Source organism: Anaerosporobacter sp., from assembly GCF_965301125.1.
Genome location: NZ_CBDLAM010000109.1, coordinates 10,672 through 13,107, shown reverse-complemented (window position 1 = coordinate 13,107; position 2,436 = coordinate 10,672). Strand labels below are relative to the sequence as shown.

Annotated in this window: 3 protein-coding genes; all 3 read left to right on the top strand. The window is 33.0% G+C overall.

Going from position 1 to position 2,436, the window contains the following annotated elements; genetic code table 11:
* The coding region (locus ACW2QF_RS12385) for a DUF342 domain-containing protein (protein WP_455716314.1) at window positions 1-1,279 on the top strand (1,279 nt) is incomplete at its 5' end.
* A 147-nt stretch (window positions 1,280-1,426) separates the two neighbouring features.
* On the top strand, window positions 1,427-1,567 hold the full coding sequence (locus ACW2QF_RS12380) for a hypothetical protein (RefSeq protein WP_455716313.1): 141 nt from the start codon (window positions 1,427-1,429) through the stop codon (window positions 1,565-1,567).
* Between the two features lie 45 nt (window positions 1,568-1,612).
* Window positions 1,613-2,436, top strand: an 824-nt coding sequence (locus tag ACW2QF_RS12375) for a tetratricopeptide repeat protein (protein WP_455716312.1), incomplete at its 3' end; no start/stop codon positions are given.

The window sequence follows — 2,436 nt, the reverse complement described above, 5'->3', positions numbered from 1 at the left end:
CATAACATTAGTTCCAGGGGAGAAGGAAGAACTATATACAAAGGAGCAAATCCTCGCAGAACTAGCTATGAATAATGTGATATATGGTATTAAGGTAGATGTAATTGAAGAAATAGTACAAAATCAGTTAGTATATATAGATAAGTTGATAGCAGAAGGGGATTTACCTGTTGAAGGGGAGAATGGATTTTATGAATATTTCTTTAATAAAGATCTAGATACAAAACCAATTATATTGGAAGACGGCTCTGCTGACTATAGTAGTTTGAATAAGATGGAAACAGTCTATGAAGGTCAGATTATTGCAGAATATCACAAAGCAACAAAAGGAAAGTTTGGAAGGAATATCAAGGGGAGTCAGATATTTGCAAGGAACGGTAGAGAACTACAAACATTAAAGGGAAGCGGTTTTTCGGTTAATGAAGATAGAACAATCTATCGGGCTGATATTGCTGGGAAAATTGAATATAAGAATGGAAAGATAGAAATCACTGATATCCTGACTATCGAAGGAGATATTGACACATCGACTGGGAATGCGAACTTCTCTGGAGATATCGCGATTAAAGGGAATGTTATGGCCGGTTCTAGAGTTAAAGCTGGTGGGAATATATATGTTGCAGGGTATGTAGAGTCGGCTGATTTACAAGCAGAAGGAGATGTTATCTTACAGAATGGAATGCAGGGCGGTGGCAAAGGAAAAATCGTGGCTGGAGGAGAGGTTTCTGGAAAATTCTTTGAACAAGTTAAGATTAATGCTGGTGGTAACGTGAATGCTAACGCTATAATGCATTGTAATATTACCACAAAGGAGAAAGTAATCGTTTCTGGAAAAAGAGGAGTTATAGTTGGTGGTGTTATTAATGCAGTTAGTGGAGTTACGGCAACAATTATTGGAAGTATGGCTGAAGTACGAACAGATTTAAATATTGGTTACAAGACGGACCCACTTCCTGATATAATTATTAGAGAAGAAAACATTAAAAATACAGTTTATTATATTGATAAAGAGAATAGAAAGGACCTATCACAGAAAAAAATAAATCTTTTGAAAACAAAGATTGAACGAAATTCTGAGATAAGTTTTGTTACAAATCAAAGAAATATACTTTTAGATACCCTAGAAAAGGCAAAAGATGCTAAGATAATTGTTAACAGAGCAATTTATCCTAAATGTCGCATTAAAATCAATGGTAGTATGCTCATTATTAAAGAAGAATTCAATAATGTAATAGTGAAACGTAAGGGCTTAGATGTATGTTTATTTGCTATGGAATAAATACTGAAACTGACAGTATGTGCATGAATTACTAGAATATGCATGATCCGTCGAGAATTGCGAAAGAAAGTACTTGATAATTGTGCTTGCTATGGTATAATTTTTGGTGAGCAATTATTTTGTAGAGATAAGTAATAGGAGGATACTATGATTAATTTTGAAGAAGAATTAGAAAAGTTCCAACCTAGTTTGGAAGTTGAACAAGCAGAAGATGCTATATATAACAATGATTTAACAGATGTAACGGATATCATTAAAGAAATGATGAGTGAGATGAAGAATAAATAAGTAAGTAAGACAGTGCAATAAAGGAAAGACAGTAGGTGAAAAAAGATGAATTGCCCAAATTGTGGAAGCACTTTAGGAAAAAAGATTAAATGTGATAAATGCGGAACAAATGTAGCTGCCTTTCAAAGAGCTATACGTATCTCTAATACCTATTATAATAGTGGATTAGAGAAAGCAAAAGTTAGGGATTTAACAGGTGCAGTTTTTGTATTACAAAAAAGTTTAAAATTTAATAAAGAGAATACGGATGCAAGAAATTTATTAGGACTTGTATATTATGAAATGGGTGAGATTGTTGCAGCTCTTAGTGAATGGGTATTAAGCAAACATTATCAACCACAAAACAATGATTGTGATTTCTATATTAATAGTATTCAAGCAAATCAAACACGTCTTGAAGCAGCTAATCAGATGATTAAGAAGTATAACGCAGCACTTCAGGCAGCGAAACAAGGTAATGATGATTTAGCTATTATACAGCTTAAAAAAGTCACAAGCTTAAATCCACATTTCTTAAGAGCACATCATCTCTTAGCTCTATTGTATATGAAGCATAATGAAAAAGATAAAGCACAGAAATGTCTTATGAAGATTCATAAGGTTGATGTTACTAATACAACAACGTTGCGTTATTTAGACGAATTAAAATCGAGGCAACCAGTTCAAGATTTTAATGATAAAAAAGAAGACAACGTATCAACAAAGTCAACAAATATATCTAATATCGCACCAATTTCTCATTACCGTGAAGAAAAACCCAATATTTGGGTTTTTATAAATCTAATCATTGGTATTGTTATAGGTGTTGGTTTATTGTATTTCTTAGTAGTACCAAATGTTAAGAAGCAGGCAGCCGCAGATTATAATGC